Here is a 24,211-nt window from a genome sequence, read left to right on the forward strand (position 1 = left end):
CCGGAAAATATGAATGGCCTATCCATGGTAAGTATTAGTAATAATCTAAATGATGATGTCGATTTAGACACCTTATGTCAGGAAATCAGAGAGCGTGCAGTGACAGGCGAGTTTGATGAACAGGCTTATGTCTCTTTGGATATTATTGATAAGTTGAAAAAAATTGGTGTCTATCGCGCACTGGTTCCTTCCCGTTTTGGTGGAGAAGAATGTACTCCGAGAGAGTTTTGTGAATTGATCGAGAAACTCTCCATGGCCGATGGTTCTGTGGGGTGGGTGGCCAGTTTTGGTATGAGTCCAGCTTATCTTGCTGGTTTACCGGAAGCTACCTTGGCACAAATTTATCAGGATGGTCCCGATGTAGTGTTTGCGGGTGGGATTTTTCCGCCTCAACCTGCTCAAGTCACTCAGGAAGGCATGCTGGTTAAAGGTCGCTGGAAATTCTCTAGTGGTTGTATGGGCGCGGATATTATCGGTGTTGGTATTTCTCCGTGTAAAGGATCGGAAGCACAAGGATTACCCCGTATGGCGGTGATGCCTGCCGATCAGGTACAGATTGAAATGACATGGGATACTGTGGGCTTAAAAGCTACAGGTAGCCATGATCTGGTGGTGAATGATGTGCTGGTTCAGGAAGACTGGACTTTTGTACGTGGCGAAGCTTCAACGCTACCGGAACCATTTTTTAAATATCCTTCTTTATCTTTTGCCACACAGGTTTTAACTGTGGTGGGTATCGGGATTGCTGCTGCTGCACTGGAAGAATTTAAAAATCTGGCCCCGGGAAAATCATCTATTACAGGTGGCGCACAAATTGCGCATCGCCCAGTCACGCAATACGAATTTGCAAAGGCCGAAGCAGAGTTTTTGGCATCTAGAGCATGGTTTTATCAAACCATGGATGCGGTCTGGGACGTGATCTTAAAAGGACAGGATCCATTACCTGAGCAAATCAGCCAGATGCGTTTGTCCTGTACCCATGCAGCACGGGTGGCCTCAAAAGTAACCCGCAAAATGCAGATGTTGGCAGGTATGACGGCCATTTATACCAATAACGTGTTTAGTCGATTTGTCAATGATAGCAATGTGGTGACACAGCATGCCTTTATGGGTGATGCGACCTTGTTAAATGCGGGTGCCATGAGCTTTGGTCTGGAACCCACTCCGGGATATTTATAACGTTAAAGAGGTATAGCGCAATGGAAACCAAAAAATCACTCCGTGTACTGTTTTGTATGGGAATTAATCAAAACTTTTTTGATGCTCCTCCCGAAGAAGCCAAGGCAGTATGGGCGGCATTTGGTCAAATGTGGCACGGTATTCATGATTTACCCAATGTCACCGTGTACGGCAGTCTCGATGATGATCAGAGCATGGTTGGACCAAGTGCCGGCTGGCCGTGGACCACCTATCTTTTGGCTGATGTGCCGGATATTGAAACGGTACATGCAGCTTGCAATTTATTCCGTAGCACTGTGGTGGGTGAAGGCCCTTTTAAACTCTGGAAATATTGCAAGGTTGAAGCGCGGGTTGGACGTGAATTGGTGATCCAGCGTTAATTGAATGTGTTGAGGAAAATGTCATGCAGGCCATTTTACAGCGTTTAGCCAGATTGGAAGCGGTCAATGAAATTCGTAATAGCATCAATCGCTATATGGAAATTTGTGATGCGTTAGATGCCAATACCAATTTATCGCAATTGATGGATCTATTTGATGAACAGGCCATCTGGGAAGGTATTGGTGAGCGTTATCAGGCAGCATTTGGACGCTATGAAGGGCGATTTGCAATCGAAAAAATGTTTGCCGGCTATATGCAGCAACAATCGCATTTTGTCATGAATGCGCATTTTGTCAGTTCAGAACAAATTGATCTGCAAGAGCCAATGGCGACAGGTCGCTGGCTGATGCTGCAAACCTCAACATTCAGAGATGGCAGTTCACACCTAAATGCCGCCAGACTGTATATCCAGTTTAAATGTCAGGACGATGGTCACTGGAAAATTAGTCATTTTCAGACCGAAAACATTTTTAGTCGTCCGATCTCCCATTGGGAAAGTGCAGCCACGTTGCCTGTGCCAAAGGCTTAACTCGCTACACCCACATATTTGAGGAAAGAATCAATGAACAGTTTAATTCCGATGAGCGCCGCAGAAACGGATTATGCCAGTCTGGTGCAAACCGACCGGGTGCATACTTCTTTATACAAGGACGAGCAGATCTTTGATGAAGAAATGGAAAAAATCTTTTATAGCACTTGGGTTTGGGTAGCACATGCCAGCGAAATTCCTGATGCAGGCAGTTTTAAAACCATCAATATTGGTAAACAACCTGTTGTTGCTGTACGTGACCGTAAAAAACAGGTGCATGTATTACTTAATCGTTGTCGCCATCGTGCAGCAACCGTCTGTGAGCATAAAAAAGGCAAAACCAATAGTTTTGTCTGTCCCTATCATGGCTGGAGTTATGCGCTGGATGGGACTTTACGTGGTGTGCCTGCGCCGGAAAGTTATGGTGAATGTCTGGATAAAAGTGAATTTCCCTTGGTTAGTCTGCGGGTTGAAGAATACAACGGCATGATTTTCGCCTCATTTAAACAAGATATCGAACCTTTGCTGGATTTTCTCGGTCCTGCAAAAAAATGGATGGATTTGTTTATGAAACAGGGTGCGGGTTATCCCATTAAAGTGCTGGGCGAACATCGTTTTCGTTTTCCTGGTAACTGGAAAATCCAGCTGGAAAACACCACAGATGCTTATCATTTTCCATTGGTGCATAAATCATTCTTAAGTTCGGTGGATGAACAAACTGAACGTATGCTGGATTTTGCTTCTGGTCCGGGTTATGTCGAAGATCTGGGCAATGGTCATAGTGTGATGGTGATGATTCCGGAACTGATTGATCTGGAAGAAGAACTGATGGAGCGTGATATTCCGGAACGCTTTGAAGAGCTGGCGCAGGCATTACGTGATGAAGGACATGAGGAATTACAAGTCCGTCGCATTGTGCGAGCAGTCGGTGGTTCCGGTTTTAACCTCAATCTTTTTCCAAACATTGCCTGTTCTATGGCGTTTTTCCGGGTATTACAACCGATTTCTGTACAGGAAACCGAAATTCATCATGCCGTGATTACCATGGATGGTGGTCCGCAACTGGCTAATCAGTACCGTTTGCGCTTGCATGAACACTTTCAGGGGCCACTGGGTTTTGGTACGCCTGACGATTCTGAAGCATGGGAACGGGTACAGCATGGTGCAGCCGCAGGCAATGATCTCTGGATTATGCTGAATCGTGGTTTGCCGGGTGAAGTGAAAACCGAAGATGGCTTGAAAAGTGATGTCAGTGCTGAAACAGGTATGCGTGCGGCCTATCAGCAATGGAAAAAGATGATGACTGCATAGGGTAGAGAAGACATGAACGAACAATTACAGCGATTAACCGAAGTGACAGCATTCATCTGGACCGAAGCCGATATGTTGGATCATGCTGAATATCAGGCTTGGCTCAATTTATGGGAAAAAGATGGCAAATATATCATTCCGATTGATCCGGCATTGACAGATTATGAAAACCATCTGAATTATGCCTATGACGATCATCATATGCGTCAGTTAAGGGTGGAGCGTCTGGAAAATGGTGAAGCGATTTCCACTTCACCCAAAGCCAATACCGTACGCAGTGTCTCACGTGTTCGTATTTTGCAGGAAGAAGGTAATACCGTGGTGTTGCGTTGTGCCCAGAATCTGCGTGAGTTTCGTAAGGAAAACCTGCGTCATTACACTGCCGATGTGACATATACCTTAATCCGTAATGCGGAGGGTGAATTTAAGATTCAGCGCAAAATCATTAATTTGATCAATTCAACCGATACCCTGGCCGGTATTAGTTATCTTCTTTAAGGTGGTGAACCATGGGTAAAGTTGTCTTGATCACAGGATCATCATCGGGGTTGGGTTATGTGATTGCCGATTATCTGGCGAGTCAGGATTATCAGGTGATTGTTTCGGGTACCAGTCTGGAAAAGGCGCAGGAAGCGATTGCAGGTAGTCAGTACGCACAGAACATGTATGCCTTAAAGCTGGATATTTCGCTTGAAGATGATTTTCATCAGGCGGTGCGATGGATTGAAGAGAAGTTTTCCAGACTAGATGTGTTGGTCAATAATGCCTCGGTCACCAAAGCCACCCCTGTTTTGGAGATCAGTGCAGCGGAATTTGACTGGGTCACGCAGATTAATCAGCGGGGCACCTTTCAGGCTTGTCAAATTCTGGGTCAGTATATGGCTGGAAAAGGCGCAGGACGTATCATCAATATGGCATCTCTGGCTGGACAAAATGGTGGTACGGCAACAGGGGCGCACTATGCTGCCAGCAAAGCGGCGATTGTGACTCTGACCAAAATTTTTGCCAAACAATTTGCGGCGCAGGGCGTCACAGTGAATGCAATTGCACCGGGTCCAATGGATTCACCTGCGGTACAAAGCATTGTCGCTGCCGAAAAAATGCAGCAGTTTATTGACAATATTCCCGTTAAGGCATTGGGAAGTATGAGGTTTATTGCACAAACCGTTGACTTGCTGGCCAGTGATAACGCTTATTTTGTGACTGGTGCAACGTGGGATATCAATGGTGGTTTATTTATGCGCTAGATCAATTGATCCAAGGCATAACGTAGAGGTAAACATGACTGAACTTTATACGGTAAAGATAAAAGACCGCCATGTGGAAGGCGGCAATGTGGCAGTGCTGGCGTTTGAGTCTGCAACAGATCAGGCACTGCCAAGTATTGAAGCGGGATCACATATTGATGTGCATCTGCCCAATGGTTTGGTGCGTCAATATTCCTTATGCCAAAACCCGGCACAGGCAGGCATTTTTCGTCTGGGAATTTTGAACGATCCGGCATCTCGTGGTGGTTCATTATCGGCATTTAATGATCTTCAAGCGGGTATGCAATTGCAGGTGAGTGCGCCACGCAATTTATTTCCACTCTCTAAAGCCAAGCATACCGTATTGATTGGTGGTGGAATTGGTATCACACCACTGATTACCATGGCCTATCAACTGTTACAGCAGGGTGCATCTTTCGAGCTGCATTATTGTGGTAAAAGTGCAGGCAGTAGTGCATTTGTGGAAGAAATTAAAAACGGTGAGCTGGCAGCATTTAGCCATTTTCATTTTAAGGATGAAGGGGCAAATCATCGGCAGTTTTTTCAGGACAGTATTCAGAATATTGATCCGGCGACACATATTTATACCTGTGGCCCCAATGGGTTTATGGATTGGGTAATCAATCTGGCGCAGTCACAACATATTCCGGATGAGCAAATTCATAAAGAATATTTTCAGGTTGAGGCAGATTTAAGTGGTGATAGTTTTGAAGTTGTGGCACAGCGCAGTGGAAAAATTATTATGGTGGATGCCGAGGAAACCATTCTTGCTGCCTTGGCTCGAGAAGGCATCAAAATAGAAATGTCATGTGAGCAGGGCGTTTGTGGTACCTGTATGTGTGATGTGATTGAAGGTGAGCCGGATCATCGTGATGTCTATTTTACCGATGAGGAAAAAGCCAGTAATGAACAAATACTGGTGTGTTGTTCCCGATCCAAAACTTCACGTCTGGTATTAGATATTTAATTCTGGATGAACGATTAAGATATGAAAACGGTTGTAGGAGAATGAAGATGAATTCATTACAGGCTATGGATGCAATCAGCATTGATCCATTACAATTTCGGCGTGCTCTGGGTAATTTTGCAACAGGTGTAACCATTATCACTGCGCAAAATGAAGCCGGTGAAAAAGTAGGTGTGACCGCCAATAGCTTTAATTCGGTTTCTCTTGATCCACCTCTCATCTTGTGGAGTATTGATAAAAAATCTTCTAGTTTTTCTGTATTTGAGCAGGCTTCGCATTTTGCGGTCAATATCTTATCGGCATCGCAGATTGAGCTTTCCAATACATTTGCCCGTCGTAATACCGATAAATTTGCCAATGCACGGTTTCAGCCGGGTGCAGGCATGGTGCCTGTTCTGGAAAATTGTTCTGCGGTATTTGAATGCGAACGTTATCAGATTGTAGAAGGTGGTGACCACTGGATTATCATTGGTAAAGTGGTTAATTTTTATGATGAAGGGCGTAGTCCGCTGGTTTACCATCAAGGTGCTTATTCCAGTGTCATGCCACATCCAAGTTTAGACATTCCACAAGATCATGTGGCAGTAGGTCAGGATGATGCAGACAATATTTATCGTGGTCGGCTATATGATAATGCCTGTTATTTGATGAGTCGTGCGATCAAGGTATATCAAAAAACCTATATTCCAAAACAATGTGCATCAGGTTTTCGCACCAGTGAAGCACGTTTATTATTGGTACTTGCCAGTGAAACGGCATCGTGCAAGGAAGAATTATCACGTGATGTCGCTATGCCAATGCGTGAAATTGAACAAGCTTCTGAAATTTTACAGAAACAGGGATTATTACTGGATCAGGGTGATTTTTTTGAATTAACCGAAAAAGGCCGGGAGACTGCTCAATGGTTATTTGAAATCGCAGATAGCCATCAAAATGAAGTATTTAAAAATTATTGTGAGCAGGATAAAGAAATTTTTATCAAAATTTTAAAGGATTTAGTTGGTTTAAAATAATTGAGTAAAGATTAAAAAAGCGAATAAAATTTATTTTATTCGCTTTATTTTTTTGGATTAAATATTTTTATATAATGATTTTTTGGGTGTTGCAAGGACTTGCTCCAGCATTGGCAAGAAGAATTCTAAAGATAACGTTTCCATATCCTGGTCAAAAGCAGGAGAGTCATATTTTCTGCAAAATTCTTCTGTATAACTAAAATAAGGATGATCTTTGAATTGATTGCGCTGAAAACGATCCAGCCCAATATGATGAAAAAAATAATAGCCTTGAAAAATACCATGATGTTTTAACATCCAGTAATTTTTTTCACTAATAAACGGTTCCAATAATGTTGCAGCAAGATCGGCATGATTATAACAAGCCAGGGTGTCACCAATATCATGTAATAATGCACAAACCACATATTCTGGATCGCGTCCATCCTGGTGTGCCAATGTCGCAGTTTGTAAACAATGTGTTAAGCGATCAACCGGAAAACCACCATGATCATCTTTTAATAAAAGTAAATGATCAATTATCCGTTGTGTATGATTTTTCTTAAACAATTTAAAGTGTTCAGCAATAATTTTAAAATCATCTTGTTCACTTTCAATAATATTTTTAAAGTTTGCTTTGGATAAACTGCTCATTAAGGTTCACTCTCTAAAATTAAAAATTAATTCATGCAATAATTATTCCATAAAATTTATATAAAATATCATGAATTTATTTGGTGCAATATAAATAATATGAATTGTTAAATTGTAATAAAATATTTAAAGAATAATTAAATTATTAGAAAAATCACATAAAAACTTAGCTTAAATTTACTGGTTGAAATTTATTCTCATTTGTTTTTTTAATTTTGCACAATCATAGTGTTTTTGTATTTATAGAGTTTTTATTTGGCTGTTTTGTGCATTTGTAGTGCATTACATAAAATTGACATTTCAATTAAAAAATCACATAGTTTTAGTCGGGTTTATGGATTGGTTCTATTTTTGGAAGGGTTTAATTATGTCTGTTAGAGCAAAGTTTTATACTGGTAATAATAAAACCTATTTGGCTTTATTAATAAGTGCAATGGGTTTTCAAAATGTTTATGCAGATTTTTTAGAGGACAGTGAAACATCGATTTATTTAAGAAATTTTTATATTGATCGTAGTTTTGATCGTGTTGAAAGACCTGATATTGGAAGCTGGACACAGGCCATTTCTGGTAAGTTTAAATCAGGTTATACCGATACACCAATTAAGATTGGTTTGGATGCATCTGTACAATATGCTTTTCGATTAAATGATCATAATGTACAGCGTGCTGATACTATTATTCCTTTTGATGCAGAAAAAGGTGAGCAATATGATGATTATGTAAAATATGGAGCAACATTAAAATTAAAATATAATGAAACCGAATTAAAAGTTGGTGAATTATATCCAATGACACCGGTTGCATTTATTGATGATTCACGGCAGTTGGTGACCAGCTATGCGGGTGCAATGCTGGAGTCAAAAGATATTAAAGATCTGAAAATTAGTGCAGGGCGTTTGACACGTATTAATGGACGTGAAGATGATGAATATCGAAAAATCAGTTTATTCACTGGACAAGCCAGTTCTAATCCAAATGCATTGGGGAGTGATGGTTTGAATTTTATGGGCTTGGATTATAATTTTACGCCAAAAATATCGGGTTCATACTGGTTTGGCCAGTTGGAAGATATTTATCAACAGCATTATGCTAAGCTGGCCTATAGTACTCAGATTGGTGGTGCAAAAGTTAGCATCGATGGTCGTTATTTTAATAATAAGGAAGATGGTGATGCATTTTATGGGAAAATTGACAGTCAATCTTATGGCTTGATGACAACCATTCAAACTGGCGATCATTTATTTTCTACAGGGGTAAGGAAAAATGAAGGCCCAAGTACTTTTCCCACTTTAACCGGTTATGCACCGCAACCATTTTTACATGCATGGTCTAATTTGGGATTTGTAAGTCCGGAAGAGATGACTTGGCATATTTTATATCGTTATGATTTTAAAGGATTGGGTTTGCCGGGTTTATCAACCACTTTGCGTTATTTGCATGGGGACAATATCTACCGTGCGGGTATGAGCGATAATACAGAAATTGAAAAAAGTTTCCTGCTGAGTTATGTCGTTCCCGAAGGTAAATTTAAAGGCTTGGGATTGCAGTGGATGAATATCAACACCGATACCAAGTATGATAAAACGACCAATAATGCTGGGGCAAAATGGCAGGAAAATCGTTTAATTGCAACTTATACGTATAAATTCTAAACTTATTTTTGATATGGAAAGCCTACTGAAAAAGTGGGCTTTTTTTATGCACTTTTATCGAAATAAGGTTTATTTTGGGGCAAAAAAATAGTTGAAAAGTATATATTTATTTGTAAATTATTTTATGTGTATTTATTTATATAAGTAATTGATTTTTTTAAAATTTAAATTTTGTATAAAATTTAAAATGTGGCATGGATACTGCATAAATACTATAAGTAATATTTAGATGTTTCAATCAAATTGTATTGAGCATGACATCAAACTAAGAGGAGAGTTTGGCATGAATTTTATCAAGACAGCCCTATTTGGCGCCATTTTAACAGGTAGCATGTCAGCCGCTTTTGCTGATATCAAAATTGGTGTTGTGACATCTTCAAGTGGACCCGTTGCAATGGTCGGTATTCCACAGAAAAATACTATTGCACTATTACCCAAAACATTAGGCGGTCAGACAGTCCGCTATATTTCGATTGATGACGCCAGTGATCCGACCGCTTCTGTTAAGGCAGTGAACAAGCTGATCAAGGAAAATAATGTTGATGCGATTATTGGACCTTCGGGTTCACCCAATGTGATGGCGGTGATTGGTACCGTCGCCAAGGCTGGTGTACCTTTATTAGCGCCGGTGGGTACCTCCAGTGCAGTATTACCTATGGATGCCCAAAAAAAATGGGTATTTAAGACCACACAAAATGATGATTTGATTGCAACTGCACTGATTCAGGATATGGTCAAGCGTAAAATCAAAACCTTAGGTTTTATTGGTACAGCGGATCCTTATGGTGATAACTGGATTAAAGTTGTCACTGCACTGGCAGCAAAAAATGGTATCAGTATTGTCGCCAAAGAAAGTTTCCAACGGCAGGATACCTCACTCACTGGTCAGGCACTTAAACTGATTGCGAAAAAACCACAAGCGATTCTGGTTGCTGCACCGGGCAGTTCTGCGGTGACACCACAGACAGCGTTGTATGATCGTGGCTATCGCGGACAAATGTATCAAACGCATGGTGCAGCATTGGATCAATTCCTTAAAATGGGCGGCAACAAGGTTAATAATACGATTTTGGCCGCGAGTCTGATGCTGGTGATTGATGAAATTCCGAATAGTAATCCATCGAAACCAGTTGCCTTGAAATATATGAATAATTATAAAAAACTTTATGGCAGCTATCCGGCGACTTTTGGTGCAAATGTTTATGATGCAGGTCTGTTATTGGAAAAAGCCGTACCTGTCGCATTGAAACAGGCAAAACCGGGGTCTTTACAATTCCGCCAGGCCTTGCGTGCCGCACTGGAAAACACCAAAAATCTTGCCGGAACACAAGGTGTTTATAACATGACACCAACTGACCATAGTGGTTTTGATCAACGTGGCCGGGTCATGATTACGGTAAAAAATGGTCAATGGAAGTTGCTGAAATAATGTTTTAGTTCAACTGTTTTTCACTTATTCAAAACTTAATTTTTTAGAGATGGACATCTCTTGGAGCGGTTTTGTCTCTAAAAAATGAAATAGGGTAAGGTTTATGGATTTTAACATCGCATTAATTTTAGGACAGGATGGGATCACCAGTGGGGCAATTTATGCGTTACTGGCACTGTGTATTATTCTGGTCTTTACGGTTACCCGTATTCTATTAATTCCGCTTGGCGAGTTCACTGTCTTTGCTGCATTGACACTGGCATCTATACAAGCAGGAACACCGAGCACGATTGTCTGGTTGTTGGTGGCACTTTTTATCGTCAATGTGCTACTCGATGGCTATGCCTATGTTAGACATCATGTGTATTTTAACTGGAAAATAAAAGTTTCTTTGGGAGTCTATATTGCGATGCTGGTAGGTGCGATGTACCAACTGCCATTGGCGACTTTACCCATGTTTTTACAGATTCTGTTTACACTGGCAATTCTTACTCCATTGGGACCGATGATTTATCGAAGCTGTTTTCAACCGATTGCTTCGGCGAAATCTCTAGTCTTGCTGATCGTTTCTATTGCAGCGCATGTCGCTCTGGTTGGAATTGGTTTGGTGATTTTTGGACCGAATGGTGCGCAAACACAACCGTTTAGTGATGCAAGTTTTGAACTCGGCAGTTTAAGTGTAAATAGTCAGACTTTATGCATTTTGGCTGCATTTGTGATTTTGATTATTGCACTGTGGTATTTCTTCGGAAAAACACTGTACGGCAAAGCTTTACATGCCACAGCAGTCAATCGTGTGGGGGCGCAATTGATGGGGATTTCCCCCGTATTTGCCGGAAAGGTCACTTTTGCACTGGCTGCATTTATTGGTGCGCTGTCTGGCATTTTAATTTCTCCTGTCACCACCTTGTATTACGACTCTGGTTTTTTAATCAGTTTAAAAGGTTTTGTCGGTGCCATTATTGGTGGCCTAGTCAGTTTTCCTGTTGCAGCAATCGGGTCAATTGCGGTGGGATTAATTGAGTCCTTTTCGATGTTCTGGGCCAGTGATTATAAAGAGATTATTGTGTTTACGATCATTATTCCTTTCTTAATTTGGAAGTCTTTAACTTCCCGTCATTCAGAGGAGGAAGGTGAATGAAAACGAAGTATTTGCTATTGGCTTTCGCCCTCATTACCTTGGTTAGTCCATTAATTTTACCTGCTTATCAGGTCACTTTATTGAATTATATTGGATTGAATGCACTGGTGGTTTTGGGACTGATTCTGCTCACCGGAGTTGGCGGTATGACCAGTTTTGGTCAGGCTGCATTGGTCGGAATTGGTGCTTATACCACGGCCTATATCTCCGCTACCGAGCAGTTACCACAATGGCTGGCCTGGACCAATGGTAGTCCCTGGATGGCATTGATTCTGGGGATTATGATTACCATCATCTCGGCAATTTTGGTCGGTGGATTAACGCTAAAACTCTCTGGGCATTATCTGCCATTGGGTACGATTGCCTGGGGCATCTCGCTGTATTATTTCTTTTCTACCATTGATAGTCTGGGTGGACCTTCTGGGATATCCAATATTCCAAGTATTCATCTACTGGATTATACCCTTGATAGCAGCAATAAAATGTTTTATCTGATTTGGGTAATTCTTTTTATTGCCATTCTTCTGACCAAAAATCTCTTAAATTCCAGAGAAGGTCGTGCCATTCGTGCGCTCAATGGCGGGCAGATTATGGCGGAATCTATGGGCGTGAATACCTTTCGCTCAAAAATGGTCATTTTTATCATTGCTTCGATCTATGCCTCTATTTCTGGTTGGCTTTATGCGCACAATCAGGCATTTATTAATCCAACACCATTTGGTTTGCAGGCCGGTATTGATTATCTGTTTATGGCGCTGTTAGGCGGTGTTGGCAGCATTTGGGGTGCAATTCTGGGTGCGGGTATTTTTACCATGGCGCGGCAATGGTTACAGGATTTTCTGCCGGTAATTTTTGGCTCAGAAGGGCATTATGAAACCATCGTGTTCGGTTTATTAATTGTGGTTTTGATGCAAAAAGCACCTGCCGGACTATGGCCCATGATAGTTAAACTCGTGCCACAAAAAATTCGTGCAAAAGATCAGCATTTTGCCATTACGCCACCGACACGGGAATTACCTTCTCTGGAATTTCCATTAAAAGGTTCGGTGATTTTGGAAGCAAAAGATGTGACCAAAAAATTTGGTGGTCTGGTCGCGAATAACCAGATGAATTTGTCTATCCATGCAGGTGAAATTTTGGCGCTGATTGGTCCGAATGGGGCCGGTAAAAGTACCATGTTTAACCAGCTTTCAGGGGTTGATGTGCCGACCAGTGGTGATGTCATCTTTCTGGGTGAAAAAATCAATGGACAGAGTTCCCGTGAGATTGCCAAAAAAGGTTTAAGCCGAACATTTCAGCACGTCAAGATTTTACCGGAAATGACGGTACTTGAGAATGTTGCCATTGGTGCGCATTTGCGTGGTGATAAAGGTGTGATTGCCTCCATGTTGCTGTTGGATCGGGAAGAAGAAAACAATCTTTTAAACGAAGCAAAAGCGCAGCTTGAGCGTGTTGGTCTGGGCGATTATCTCTATACAGAAGCAGGTAATCTGGCACTGGGTCAGCAACGTATTCTGGAAATTGCCCGTGCTTTATGTGCCAGACCGTCTTTATTGTTGCTGGATGAACCAGCTGCCGGATTGCGTTTTCAAGAGAAACGCGCTTTGGCAGATTTACTCGGCAAACTGAAGTCCGAAGGCATGGCAATTTTACTGGTTGAGCACGATATGGATTTTGTCATGAATCTGGTGGATCGTGTGGTGGTCATGGAATTCGGACAAAAAATTGCCGAAGGATTACCCGAAGAAATCCAGAAAAATGAAGCGGTACTGGAAGCTTATCTCGGAGGTGCAGCATGAGTACGATCGAACACAATGATCAAGGTAAATCTTTGCTGGAAGTCAAAAACTTAAGTGTGGCTTATGGCAAGGTCGAGGCATTGCTGAACTTTAATATGCGGGTCAATGAAGGTCAGATTGTTTCTGTGGTAGGGCCAAATGGCGCCGGGAAAACCACGTTATTGTCTGCCATTATGGGGGTATTGGGCTCAAAAGGCCATGTGGAGTTTGATGGTGAAATTGGACAATGCCCGCAGATCGAACGCATGGTGGTGCGTGGACTTGGCCTTGTGCCGGAAAAGCGTGAACTCTTTAGTTCGATGAGTATAGAAGACAATCTGATGCTGGGTGCCTTTCAGCGTTATCGTCATGGTGATCGCAGCTATAAAGACACGTTAGAGCAGGTATATAGCATTTTTCCACGCTTAAAAGAGCGTCGCGGTCAGGAAGCTGGAACCTTGTCCGGTGGCGAACGTCAGATGTTAGCGGTTGGTCGGGCTTTGATGGCAAAACCCAAATTATTGATGCTGGATGAACCTAGTCTGGGTTTGGCACCTTTAATTACCCGTGAAATTTTCAAAATCATTGATCAGTTACGTGGACAAGGCGTTTCCATTTTATTGGTCGAGCAAAATGCCCGTGCGGCACTCAGACTTGCGGATTATGCCTATGTGCTGGAAATGGGCGAATTATCCATGCAAGGTCGTGGGGCAGATCTGGTTGAAGATCCACGTATTATCGAGAGCTATCTCGGCATCAATAGTAAGCATCAAGATGTGCTGGCAATCTAGAAGGTGCAATAGCAATGGATAAACAGACGAAGATTTGTATCGTGGGTGCTGGTGCAATTGGTTGTACGGTGGCAGCCCGATTGATTCTGGCCGGATTTGATCATGTATCCTTGATCGCCCGGGGTGAAAATCGACAGGTATTGCTAAAAAACGGTATTCATCTTAAAGATTTAACCGGTGAACATCATGTTAAACCTTATCAGGTGCTAGAGGATGCTGCATTATTGCCCGTACAGGATTTAGTCTTTATTGCCACTAAAGCAGATGCGTTGCGTAATGTACTGTCTGATATTTTGCCAGTATTGCATGATCAAACCCTTTTGATTCCACTCATGAACGGTATTCCTTTCTGGTATTTTTATACCGGCCAGCAAGGTGACCAGGTCGAAGCAATACAATGTCTGGATCCGGATCATTATTTGATTGAGCATTTTCCATTACAGCACTTGGTTGGCGCAGTGGTATTTATCACGGCGCAGTTACATGAGTATGGGAAAGTACAATCCAATAATCCCTATTTATTGATCTTTGGTGAACCTAAGCATCAATCAAGTGATCGTTTGCAAGCATTAAAGTCAATGTTTGAGGATACCGGGATTGAAGCACGAGCAGTTGATAATATCCGTGATCAGATCTGGACCAAAGTCATTGCCAATTTAAGTTCCAATCCTTTATCCGTTGTTACGGGCGCCACCTTAAAAGATATCTACTCACATCCACAATTATTACCTGTGGTCACAGAAATCATGCAGGAAATACGCCTGGTTGCTGTCAGCTATGGTGCCAGAATTAGTATTGATCCCCATACCTTTTTAAAACTGGGTACCGAGATGGGTGAGGTACACACTTCGATGTGGCAGGACTTTCAACACAAGCGTCCTCTGGAATTAAACAGTATTGCTACGGCGGTATTTGAACTGGCCCAACGCTATCAATGTCCAATGCCAACCACCTTCAATACCTGTAATTTAGCCAAATTTATCAGTGAGCAATCACTGCACAGCCAATCTTAGAGGAAGATACAATGAATACATCAGTTGCAGCATTAAATTGTTCTCAACAGGAATGGGAGTTACGGGTTAAACTGGCTCAGTGCTATCATCTGGTCGATTTTTTCGGTTGGACAGAAACTATTTTTAATCATATTTCTGCACGTTTGCCAGGTGAACATGCCTATTATCTGGTTAATCCCTTTGGATTAAATTACAGCGAAGTGACACCTGAAAACCTGTTAAAAGTGGATCATATTGGTAATAAAGTTGAACCCTCTGCGTATGATGGGAATCCTGCCGGATTTGCGTTACATAGTGCAATTCATACTGCTCGTGAAGATATTTGCTGTTTAATTCATACCCATACCACACCGATTAGTGCCATTGTGCAAAAAAAACAGGCATTTAAATACGATAATTTTTATGGGGCACAGCTCTATGGTCGTATTGGTTATCATGCATTTGAGGGCATCACTTTATTTCAAGATGAAAAAGAACGAATGATTCAAAGTTTGGGCGACAAGCATATTCTTGTGCTGCGTAATCATGGTATTGCAGTGGGTGAAAGCAGTATAGAAAAAGCTTTTTTCCTGCTCTGGACAGTACAGCGCGCAGCAGAAATACAATGTCAGGCCGATGCAATGGGTGGCGAAGATGTGCCATTGGCAAATGATATTAAAGAAAAATGTGCTGATTTAACCGCAATGCTGATACGAGAAAGTGGTTTTGCCACAAAATTTTTCGATGCCATGGTACGTAAGATGCAAAGTAAAAAGTAAGTATTTGAAAAATGAATACCAGTAACAATTAAACGATTGGTTTAAAAATAGAGTTGTATTCTGCAATTCTATTTTTTATATATAGGAATATCATTATTTTTCATCTTTATATTTTTATCAGGATAAGGAAATGATAAACTAAAAAAACAAACTGATTTGTGAATGCTTAAGATGACAAATAAATACTCCAAATATTTTCCAATACATGATGATTTTAGTATTGATGATTTCCCTTATTACTGGATTTCACAGGTCCATGGGTTATATATCAAAAAAATGGATAATTCTTTAAAAAGTTATGGCTTGGATAATTCCAGAAGGCGGATTATTTTGGCTGTACATGCCAGACCCAATGCCAGTATTTCTGAATTGGCCGAAATGGCGATTATCAAAATCCCTACAGCGACTAAAATTATTTATCGTTTAAAAGATGAAGGTATTTTGGATACTTCTGTTTGCGATACAGATAGTCGTATTACCAGAGTGAGTTTGACCGATAAAGGGCATGATATGGTGATTAAAATTAATGAAATTACTTCACTATTATTTAATGATAGTTTTGCCGGGTTAAAACCTGCTGAGATTAAGAAATTAAATGATGCATTGAAAATAATTAAAAATAATTTAAGCTAGGATTCTTGGAGTTGTAATTAAATATTTATAACTTAAAGATTGGTATATAAAATGCATATTCATTCAGGGAAGATTGAATCTTAAATGTATTTTGTAGGAATAGAGATGATTAAAGCGAATCTTTCTCAAATTTCTGTCTGGACAGAGCATATTGAATCCGTATGTGGTGCATTTGAAACAAAGTTTAATGCTGATCAGGCTTTGTTTATTGGAGAAGTTCGTGCTTATCAATTGGGTAATACAGAAGTTGCTTTTATTCGCAGCAATGCCAATCAGATTGTTCGCCAAAAAGGCAAGCCGGACCGTGCAGAAGATCGTTTCTGCTTTTTGATTTTTCAGCCTAAAGGAAAAATGCTGATTTTTCAAGATGAACAAAAAATACAAATAAATGAAAATGATATCGTTTTACTTGATACTGCAAAGACGATCGAAATGTTTCCACAAGGTATGTTTGAACATATTTCTGTACATCTTTCCCGAGAAAAATTATTGATCAATGATATTACAGCACAGCATTTTGGCAGGCTGAATACCAGTAATATGAGTGGACATTTACTTAAAAATATTCTGCAACAAATTGCCCATGATCAGATTGAGCTCTGGCATTCACAACAAGATGGAAATGCATTTGAAGATGCTTTAATTGCCCTATTAAAACCGATGATACATTATGATTCAAATCTAAAAGTAGATCCGATAAAATATCGCGCAGAACGCTTTATTATAGAGCAATTACAGAATCCATATTTGAGACCAAAATTAATTTCAGATCATCTAGGCATTTCTTCCAGGCAACTTTATCGATTATTTTCAAGTGAAAATCAATCTATTAGTCGATATATACAATATTTAAGATTACAACAGATCTATGCAGAAATTAGTAATTTGGATAATCAGAATATTTCATTGACTGAAATCGCACTTAAATGGGGATTTGAAGACAGTTCTCATTTTTCCCGTTGTTTTAAAAAGCAGTATGGTATTGCACCACGTCAATTTAGAATTCAGCTTTTAAATTGAATATTTATTATTTATATAATGTCACGATTATACAAGTGTTAGGCAAATACAGCCAAGACAGAATATGATAAATCACATGTAATCCTATTAATCCCATGATTAATTCAATGGCTAATCGAGGTGTTAAATGGATAAAGTTTTTGATTATATTATTATTGGTGCTGGTTCTGCCGGATGTGTCGTGGCAACCCGTTTGCTGGAGGCAAATGCAGGTTCGGTATTATTACTGGAAGCTGGCGAACCAGACAGCAGTATTTTCCATAAAATACCTGCTACGGTGGTTAAGGTATTTCAACAAAAATCATGGCCTTATATGTCTGTGCCGCAGCAGCATTGCAACCAGCGTGAAATGATTTTGGCGCAAGGCAAGGTGCTGGGTGGTGGTAGTTCAGTCAACGGGATGATTTATATTCGTGGTCAGCGTCAGGATTATGAGTCTTGGGAAAGTGATTGGGATTGTAAGGGATGGGGCTATCAGGACGTTTTACCTTATTTTAAAAAAGCAGAAAACAACGAAAGCCTGTCAGATCAATACCATGGTCAGGGTGGGCATTTGCCTGTCAGTGAAAATCGTTATCGCCACCCATTAACACTTGCATGTATTCGAGCCGGACAACAAATGGGCCTAAAATATGTCAATGATTTTAATGGTTGGTCGCAAGAAGGTGTAGGTTTTTATCAAACCACGACTAAAAATGGTGAACGTGCCAGCGTATCGCAAACTTATTTAAAATCGGTAAAAGACAATCCCAAACTGACCATCATCACACAGGCCTTGGTGCATAAAATTGAGATCGATAATGATATTGCAACTGGGGTGATCTATAGTATTGCAGATCAGGCGCCGATTCAGGTTAAGGCAAAAAAAGAAATCATTGTCAGTGCTGGTGCCATTGGCAGTCCAAAAGTTCTGTTATTGTCTGGCTTAGGGCCAAAACAACAATTAGCACAACATGAGATTACGTGTATTCGAGATTTACCAGTTGGTGAAAATTTTCATGATCATTTACATATGTCGGTGAATGCCACGATCAAGGATCCAATCAGTATTTTGGGTGAAGATCAGGGCTTAAAGGCACTTAAGCATGGCTTACAGTGGATGTTGACTCGGTCTGGGCTATTAACCTCAAATATCCTTGAGGGTGCAGGTTTTGTCGATAGTCAACAGCAGGGTCGGGCAGATGTACAATTTCATTTTTTACCGATTCTGGATAATTTTGATAATACCCCGGGAGAGAAAGAGGCTGCGCAAGAACATGGCCTTACCATCAAGGTGGGACATCTACAACCTAAGGCTCGGGGGCGGGTAACTTTACGTAGTAATAATCCAAAGGATTTACCTGTCATTGATCCAAATTATCTGGGTCATCCCGATGATGTCGCCGGTAATATTCGTGCAGTCCAACAGGGTTTAAAAATGTTTCAGCAACCTGCTTTACAAGCCATTATCAAGCAAGTGACTGAACCTGCGCAAACATTGCCAGAAGATGATGATGCGATTGAAGCATGGATGCGTCAAAACATTAAAACGGTTTATCACCCAGGTGGTTCATGCTGTATGGGTGTAGATCCACAAAAGTCTGTCACGGATTTACAGTTGAAAGTTCATGGTATGAAGAATCTAAGAGTGATTGATTGCTCGATTTGTCCGCAGGTGCCCAGTGGCAATACCAATGCGATTGCCATCATGATCGGTGAGCGTGGTGCGGATTTTATTTTAAATCCTCAGCATCTCTGATGGTCTAAGGTCATCAAATCAATCTAATATTTTTAGGCAATCAGGAAAAAAATCATGAGCGAAATTACAATATTGGCCTCCGTACAGCAATTCTTACAACGCCAGCATGGACATTTTATTGATGGTGTACAAAAAACCTCCTTAAATACCCAACGTTTTGAGTTAATTAACCCGGCCACCGAGCAAACTATTTCCAGTATCAGCATTGGTGATCAAAATGATGTAGATCACGCAGTACAAAGCGCACATCAAGCTTTTAAACAGCAATGGGCAAGTATTTCTCCCTATGAAAAAGGGGTTTTGTTGAATAAATTGGCTGATTTGGTTGAACAATATGCCGAAGAGTTGGCGCAATTGGAAACATTAAACTCCGGTAAGATGATCAATATTTCCCGCCATTTGGAAGTCGCGCAAAGTGTGATATTTCTACGCTATTTTGCTGGTTGGGCAACCAAAATTAGCGGTAAAACCATGCGGCCTTCTTTGCCTTCAATGCACGGTGAAAAATATACAGCATTTACGCTACGGCAGCCGGTGGGTGTCGTGGCTGGGATTGTGCCATGGAATTTTTCCTTGATGATCGGCATCTGGAAAATTGCATCTGCTTTAACCACCGGTTGTACTATTGTGCTCAAACCCAGTGAATATACACCTTTATCCTTATTACGTCTGGCTGAAATAGCCATTGAAGCGGGGATTCCGAAAGGAGTAATTAATGTCGTGACTGGCTTGGGAGAAACCGGGCAGTTGTTGATAGCATCGCCTGTGGTGAAAAAGGTATCTTTTACAGGTTCGGTTCCGACAGGTATTGCTATTGGTAAAATGGCCATGGATAGTGATTTAACTCGGGTGAGTCTGGAGTTGGGGGGCAAGAATGCTGTTGCTATTTTGGCCGATGCGGATATTGATCAATATTTACCTTCATTATTACAGTCATCATTGGTTCATCAGGGGCAGGTTTGTGCTGCACCAGAACGTTTCTTCGTGCATCAAAGTCGTTATGATGAATTTGTTGCAAAATGTTCGGCTGCCATGCAACAGTTTAAGATTGGTTCACCTTTGGATGAAGATGCACATTTTGGCCCATTATCCAATGCATCGCATTTTCAAAAGGTCAAGCACTATCTGGATTTGGCGCGAAAGAATCAGCAAATACTCGCGGGTGGTGAAATTCTTGAACAACACGGGTTTTATATGCAGCCGACATTAGTTCGGGGTACTGGTATGAATGATCCGATATTCTGTGAGGAGATCTTTGGTCCGATTCTCGCCGTGATGCCTTTTGAACATGAAGATGAACTGATTGAAAAAATGAATCAGGGGCGGTTTGGTTTAACAGCCAGTGTCTGGAGTAATGATTTGTCTAAAATTATGCGTCTGATTCCACAATTGGAAGTTGGCACTGTGTGGGTCAATATGCATACTTTTCTGGATCCCTCCGTACCGTTTGGCGGTGCCAAGGCTTCCGGGATCGGTAGAGAGTTTTCTGATGCATTTATTGAGGATTATACCGAGCTTAAATCTGTGATGATGTGTTATTGATGGATTTGGTTATATTCATCTTTGCTTCGATCACATGATCGCAAGTGATCTAAACCGAACGGATCATACCTTGTAGACTATAATGCTCAAGGTATGAGGAGGAGGTAGATCACCTAAAAGTCCGATGTCATTAGCGTGTAATAAAGTCAGGTTTATCAAGGTATTATTTTATATTGCTGGTCATTAAAACAATAAGTTAAGACACATATACTTTAGTTTAAATTGTTGTCATGTCATTATTAGTCCAATAGGCAATATTGATAAAAGTTAGGGGGCACACAGAATTAAGTTTTATTTTGCAGAATTTTTTGCATGGTTGTGGTAAAAGCAACGACACGACTATGTTCGCGCATTAACGTTTCAGCACGTCCGGCTTGACGATGTAAAAGAGCATCGTAAATTGAACAATGTTGTAGATGTGCAAAATGTAATCTACGATATTCAGACAATGCATGTTTAGAGTCATATGTTAATGCTTTGGCAGATGCCATAGGCATTTGATTGTTTTTTATCAAGGCTTGGATTAAAGCAATATTTTCAGACCCTTGAATGATGGTGTCATGAAAAATAATATTAAATTTATCATATTGTTCTAATTCTTGTTCTCCAAATTGTTGTCTAGAAAATAATTCTTCACATACTTGTATACAATTGAGTAAAGTTTGTTGCTGTAATTCACTCATGCCTTTTTCAGCCAATGTTTTTGCAGCCAATCCTTCTAATACACCTCGTACTTCAAGCGCATGTTGAATTAAATCCGGTGAAATCTCTCGTGCCCGATAGCCACGAGTTGGATTTTTAATCAGTAAACCTTCTTGTTCTAGTAGTTGAAAGGCAATACGAACAGGTTGACGTGATACACCTAGCATCTTTGCTGTCGGAATTTCTGCAATATGTTTAGCATCAACAAATTCACCAGAAATGATCATTTCTCTGAGTTTTAATAATACTTGCTGGCCAGATAATATTTGTTTACTCATATTTAAGTAGTCAGGACTTCGTTAGAATTTATCATCTTACTATACTAAATGATAAAGACACTGCATCAAAGGGTAAATGTGATAGTCTAAGAAATACTCGGAATGTATTGTAAAACAAAGTTTATTTTATTTCAGGCTTTCTATTGATGGGTATCTTCCTAGGTATTTATTTTGCGATTGGATCACAAATAAACGTATATTTTTTATCTTTACCTGCCGTTGTTATATTGACATACGAAGATTAGGAAATGTACTCGACAGCGTTTAATTGCAGTCCAAAAGAGCAATGATCAATTTTACCCCTTTGGACGGACGTTTTTCTTTATCTACGATCTCCATCTAAATTTCGATGACGAGTCGATCTGATTTTGCACGGGAACAACATGGGGTAAAATGTGTGTTGGCGGCATGTTCTGCATCGGTCATAAATAAATCACGATGCTCTGGAATACCATCCACAACTTTTAACATACAAGTCCCACAGATACCTTGTTCACATGACAGCGGAATATCAAATCCATGCGCAATTAATGCATTTGCAACGCTTTGATGTGCGGCAACTTCGATCGGTTTTTCATAGCCCTTCACTTCAAGAATAAATGCCTGATCATCTGAGGTATCTATTTTCTCAGCAACAAAGTGTTCCTGATGAAGTTGTGCATTTTCCCAGTGTGCTTGATGTGCAGCGTCAAAAATAAAATCCATAAAGCCATTAGGACCACAGACATACAAGTGTTTCGTAGGATGAGGTGCTGCCAGAATTTTGTTCATATCAGGTATTGTTTCAGCTTCATCACTGATATGAAAATACGTTTGCTCTGCGAAGTGAGCATTAAGATTGCCATAAAATGCAATCTGTTCACGGCTACGAACAAAATAATGCAATTCAAAAGGTGTATTATTTTTTTTGAGATGGTATGCCATCGCTAAAATTGGCGTAATGCCAATACCGCCTGCAAATAAAATGGCGGTTTCGGTTTGTGGATGAATATCGAATAAATTACGTGGCGCACTGATCGATAAAAGATCACCTTCAGTATATTGCTCATGTAAACATGCGGAACCACCTCTTGTGTTTGCATCGTACAATACGCCAATTACATAGCGATGGTGTTCTCGACAACAGTTTGAAAGTGAATATTGACGGATCAATCCATTTTTTAAAAACACATCAATATGCGAACCCGCAGTAAATTCTGGCAATTGCTGGTTATCTGCTGTGACTAATTCAAATGCACGAATTGTTGGCGTGAGTTGGTGAATTTTATCAATAATAACGTCCATGTTGTTCCCCTTATATGATCCGAATATTTGGGAATTGTCGGGTTTGACCGGAGATTGGTGTAATCGGTTTTTCCGCTTCGAGTAAACGATCAATAATTTTACGTGATTGCACTCCACCAGCATCGATATTCAACATCAATAATTTGCGATTGGGATGATTGAGGATGTTTTTTTGTTGACGTTCCAGCATGTCCAGATCTTCGCTAAAGATTTTACCTTGACCTTCACGAATACTGTCGGTAAGTTCCTGATTACCTGGTTGAAAGTTGCGTGCCATACCCCAGAAATACCAATGTGATGTTTCCGTTTCGGGTGTAATAAAATCCACCACGATAGATGAGACTTTTTTAGATTGCGCTGCGTGATAACCACCATGTCCGGCTAAAGCTACACCTACTTCGATATGTACATTACTCGGAGCATAAAAATGGCAACGTTGCCAACGATCAATTAAGACATCATCGGGTAACTTATTCCCTCTGAGTGCCATTTGCCAAAAAGGTGGTGCATAGATATTTTCCATATAGCGTTCAGTAATCACATGATCACCTTCCACTTTGGTTGTGGGGGCTGCTTCATCAATTTCTTTTTGCCCAATACTGCTGGAATGCACGTAAGTTTCATGGGTTAAATCCATTAAATTATCGATCATCAATTTATAATCGCAATGGATATGGAAGAGACCACCGCCGTAACTCCATTCTGGATTGTCCGCCCATTCAAGTTCAGGTAAGGCATCTAAATCGGCATCTTCTTTATTGCCCGGCCACACCCAGATAAATCCAAATTTTTCGATGACGGCAAAGGCTTTATTACATGGAAATCCTGATACACGCTGTCCTGGCATAGAGACTGTTTTACCTTCACACCCCATGACCAAGCCGTGATAGCCACAGACTAACTCTCCATTTTCAACATAACCTAATGAAAGTGGGGCGCCACGATGCGGGCAAAAATCTTCGACTGCAAAAACCTGTTGATGATGACCACGGTAAAATACAATGCTTTCACCGCAAATTTTTCGTCCTAAGGGTTTATCTTGTATTTCTTCGGGGCGACATGCTACGTACCATGCATTTTTAATAAACATTGTGATGACTCCTTATCACTTATTGGATCCAATTTATGAAATTTTAAGGGCTTTGGTCAAGTTATTTTTTCATTAAAAT

Annotated in this window: 23 protein-coding genes; 19 read left to right on the top strand and 4 right to left on the bottom strand. The window is 40.6% G+C overall.

The genetic code is table 11. The annotated features are described in order from the left end of the window. Positions 1–9 precede the first annotated feature (9 nt). The 8 genes from CRO21_RS02325 to CRO21_RS02360 are packed head-to-tail and all read left to right on the top strand — an operon-like array spanning position 10 to position 6,648. On the top strand, positions 10–1,179 hold the full coding sequence (locus CRO21_RS02325) for an acyl-CoA dehydrogenase family protein (protein WP_097077721.1): 1,170 nt from the start codon (positions 10–12) through the stop codon (positions 1,177–1,179). 20 nt (positions 1,180–1,199) lie between these two features. Beyond that, entirely contained in the window at positions 1,200–1,559 is a 360-nt protein-coding gene (locus tag CRO21_RS02330; RefSeq protein ID WP_097077722.1) for an IacB protein, read from the top strand. Positions 1,560–1,582: 23 nt separating this feature from the next. Beyond that, the gene (locus CRO21_RS02335) at positions 1,583–2,089 is read left to right on the top strand and encodes a nuclear transport factor 2 family protein (RefSeq protein WP_097077723.1); all 507 of its coding nucleotides are present in this window, start codon (positions 1,583–1,585) and stop codon (positions 2,087–2,089) included. 33 nt (positions 2,090–2,122) lie between these two features. Further along, positions 2,123–3,400 (top strand): aromatic ring-hydroxylating oxygenase subunit alpha, encoded by a 1,278-nt coding sequence (locus CRO21_RS02340; RefSeq protein WP_097077724.1) that lies wholly within the window; start codon positions 2,123–2,125, stop codon positions 3,398–3,400. A gap of 12 nt (positions 3,401–3,412) precedes the next feature. Continuing rightward, positions 3,413–3,898, top strand: coding sequence for an aromatic-ring-hydroxylating dioxygenase subunit beta (locus CRO21_RS02345; protein ID WP_097077725.1), 486 nt, complete (start codon positions 3,413–3,415; stop codon positions 3,896–3,898). Positions 3,899–3,909: 11 nt separating this feature from the next. Next, complete coding sequence (locus tag CRO21_RS02350) at positions 3,910–4,647, top strand: SDR family NAD(P)-dependent oxidoreductase (protein WP_097077726.1); 738 nt, start codon at positions 3,910–3,912, stop codon at positions 4,645–4,647. Positions 4,648–4,681: 34 nt separating this feature from the next. Then, entirely contained in the window at positions 4,682–5,635 is a 954-nt protein-coding gene (locus CRO21_RS02355; RefSeq protein ID WP_097077727.1) for a PDR/VanB family oxidoreductase, read from the top strand. A gap of 47 nt (positions 5,636–5,682) precedes the next feature. Further along, on the top strand, positions 5,683–6,648 hold the full coding sequence (locus CRO21_RS02360) for a p-hydroxyphenylacetate 3-hydroxylase reductase component (RefSeq protein WP_097077728.1): 966 nt from the start codon (positions 5,683–5,685) through the stop codon (positions 6,646–6,648). Positions 6,649–6,705: 57 nt separating this feature from the next. On the opposite strand, the gene CRO21_RS02365 is transcribed toward CRO21_RS02360, so the two are convergent. Further along, entirely contained in the window at positions 6,706–7,281 is a 576-nt protein-coding gene (locus CRO21_RS02365; RefSeq protein WP_097077729.1) for an HD domain-containing protein, read from the bottom strand. Positions 7,282–7,648: 367 nt separating this feature from the next. Between CRO21_RS02365 and CRO21_RS02370 the strand changes: the two genes are divergently transcribed. The 11 genes from CRO21_RS02370 (at position 7,649) to CRO21_RS02420 (ending at position 20,778) form a co-directional block, all read left to right on the top strand. Further along, positions 7,649–8,935 (top strand): OprD family outer membrane porin, encoded by a 1,287-nt coding sequence (locus CRO21_RS02370; protein WP_378234912.1) that lies wholly within the window; start codon positions 7,649–7,651, stop codon positions 8,933–8,935. Between the two features lie 283 nt (positions 8,936–9,218). Further along, the gene (locus CRO21_RS02375; RefSeq protein ID WP_097077730.1) at positions 9,219–10,364 is read left to right on the top strand and encodes an ABC transporter substrate-binding protein; all 1,146 of its coding nucleotides are present in this window, start codon (positions 9,219–9,221) and stop codon (positions 10,362–10,364) included. Positions 10,365–10,467: 103 nt separating this feature from the next. Then, a complete protein-coding gene (locus tag CRO21_RS02380; protein ID WP_097077731.1) occupies positions 10,468–11,505 on the top strand; it encodes a branched-chain amino acid ABC transporter permease in 1,038 nt (345 codons plus the stop codon). Next, entirely contained in the window at positions 11,502–13,304 is a 1,803-nt protein-coding gene (locus CRO21_RS02385; protein WP_097077732.1) for a branched-chain amino acid ABC transporter ATP-binding protein/permease, read from the top strand. The genes CRO21_RS02380 and CRO21_RS02385 overlap by 4 nt, the downstream gene beginning before the upstream one ends. Next, entirely contained in the window at positions 13,301–14,074 is a 774-nt protein-coding gene (locus CRO21_RS02390; protein ID WP_097077733.1) for an ABC transporter ATP-binding protein, read from the top strand. The genes CRO21_RS02385 and CRO21_RS02390 overlap by 4 nt, the downstream gene beginning before the upstream one ends. Positions 14,075–14,088: 14 nt before the next feature. Next, complete coding sequence (locus tag CRO21_RS02395; protein WP_097077734.1) at positions 14,089–15,087, top strand: ketopantoate reductase family protein; 999 nt, start codon at positions 14,089–14,091, stop codon at positions 15,085–15,087. 11 nt (positions 15,088–15,098) lie between these two features. Next, positions 15,099–15,845 carry a class II aldolase/adducin family protein gene (locus CRO21_RS02400; RefSeq protein WP_097077735.1) on the top strand — a complete coding sequence of 249 codons (747 nt, stop codon included), beginning with the start codon at positions 15,099–15,101 and terminating at the stop codon, positions 15,843–15,845. 171 nt (positions 15,846–16,016) lie between these two features. Further along, complete coding sequence (locus CRO21_RS02405) at positions 16,017–16,478, top strand: MarR family winged helix-turn-helix transcriptional regulator (RefSeq protein ID WP_097078110.1); 462 nt, start codon at positions 16,017–16,019, stop codon at positions 16,476–16,478. Between the two features lie 105 nt (positions 16,479–16,583). Beyond that, the gene (feaR, locus tag CRO21_RS02410; protein ID WP_097077736.1) at positions 16,584–17,498 is read left to right on the top strand and encodes a transcriptional regulator FeaR; all 915 of its coding nucleotides are present in this window, start codon (positions 16,584–16,586) and stop codon (positions 17,496–17,498) included. A 127-nt stretch (positions 17,499–17,625) separates the two neighbouring features. After that, complete coding sequence (locus tag CRO21_RS02415; RefSeq protein ID WP_097077737.1) at positions 17,626–19,236, top strand: GMC family oxidoreductase; 1,611 nt, start codon at positions 17,626–17,628, stop codon at positions 19,234–19,236. 54 nt (positions 19,237–19,290) lie between these two features. After that, positions 19,291–20,778, top strand: a complete 1,488-nt coding sequence (locus CRO21_RS02420) for an aldehyde dehydrogenase family protein (RefSeq protein WP_097077738.1) — start codon at positions 19,291–19,293, stop codon at positions 20,776–20,778. Between the two features lie 284 nt (positions 20,779–21,062). On the opposite strand, the gene CRO21_RS02425 is transcribed toward CRO21_RS02420, so the two are convergent. From CRO21_RS02425 to CRO21_RS02435, 3 genes are all read right to left on the bottom strand, one after another. After that, the gene (locus CRO21_RS02425) at positions 21,063–21,746 is read right to left on the bottom strand and encodes a GntR family transcriptional regulator (protein WP_097078111.1); all 684 of its coding nucleotides are present in this window, start codon (positions 21,744–21,746) and stop codon (positions 21,063–21,065) included. A gap of 351 nt (positions 21,747–22,097) precedes the next feature. Then, a complete protein-coding gene (locus CRO21_RS02430) occupies positions 22,098–23,042 on the bottom strand; it encodes a PDR/VanB family oxidoreductase (protein WP_097077739.1) in 945 nt (314 codons plus the stop codon). A gap of 10 nt (positions 23,043–23,052) precedes the next feature. Then, entirely contained in the window at positions 23,053–24,132 is a 1,080-nt protein-coding gene (locus CRO21_RS02435; protein WP_097077740.1) for an aromatic ring-hydroxylating dioxygenase subunit alpha, read from the bottom strand. Positions 24,133–24,211: the final 79 nt, after the last annotated feature.

This window comes from Acinetobacter puyangensis (genome assembly GCF_900096995.1).
Lineage (GTDB): Bacteria > Pseudomonadota > Gammaproteobacteria > Pseudomonadales > Moraxellaceae > Acinetobacter > Acinetobacter puyangensis.